Source organism: Vibrio sp. 10N.261.51.A3 (assembly GCF_041471965.1).
Classification (GTDB): domain Bacteria; phylum Pseudomonadota; class Gammaproteobacteria; order Enterobacterales; family Vibrionaceae; genus Vibrio; species Vibrio crassostreae_C.
The window spans coordinates 1-1,010 of record NZ_JBFRPK010000135.1 but is presented as its reverse complement, the minus strand read 5'-3'; the positions used below and the strand labels follow the sequence as shown (position 1 = coordinate 1,010).

Here is a 1,010-nt window from a genome sequence, read left to right as displayed (position 1 = left end):
TATGGGTGATTATTAGGCTATTTCTATCGTTTTAGGCATACCTAACCCTGTGAGCTTATTCAACGCTTTAATCATGGCGTAGGTTTCACCAACCTGAGCATTATAGTTTCTTAAACTTAATCGCCCACCAAACAGTGTCTTTACACGGAACATAGCCGTCTCTGAAAGTGACCGTTTATGGTAACCGTACTTCTTTTTCCAATGTTTATTTGAGCCGTATAATTTCTGGCAAGCTACCGCCAGATTACGGGGTGACCTCGTAACCAAAAAGCAGCACCTTCTCTCGGTGGAATAAGTGGAACAGCTTGTTTAATACGTATTGCTTCGTAGCATTGTCTTGTATCGTAAGCTCCATCACCAGATATCTCATTGATTCTACGACGAGTTTGATTCAGTAAATTAGGAAGAGCTTCACCGTCAGTGACATTCGATAAACTTAACTCAGCCGCAATGATTTCATGAGTGCCAGTGTCTACGGCTAAATGGAGCTTACGCCAAACTCGACGCTTCCCGTCAGTACCATGTTTTTTTACTTTCCATTCACCTTCACCGTAGACCTTTAGCCCTGTTGCATCAATGGCTAAATGCTGTATTGCGCCTCGGGTCTTTGTCTTGAATGACACATTAACCGTTTTGGCTCGTTTACTGATGCATGAATAATGAGGACATGACAACGGGAGTTGAGCGAGTTTGAAAACAGAATCGATGAATCCTTGTAACGCTCTCAACGGCATCGCGAATACTCGTTTAACCATGAGGGCGGTCGTAATGGCTAAGTCACTAAACAATCGAGGTCGACCTCGTTTACCTTGCTTGAGTTGCTTCCACTGTTGAATCGCTTCCTCATCAATCCAGAATGTCAGTGAACCACGATTGATTAGGGCTTGGTTATATTGTTTCCAGTTAGTTGTTCTGTAGCGAGGCTTTGGCATTGCTCTAAGTATGTGAGTGAACTTAGATGATCTGATCGTAGCTTTAAGCATTAGTTCCCTGATTTAGGAAACAAAGCC

1 pseudogene is annotated in these 1,010 nt (G+C 43.0%); it reads right to left on the bottom strand.

Annotated elements, in window-relative coordinates:
• Positions 1 to 12: 12 nt before the first annotated feature.
• Positions 13 to 932 (bottom strand): annotated as a pseudogene (locus AB4371_RS21980) (IS5 family transposase).
• Positions 933 to 1,010: the final 78 nt, after the last annotated feature.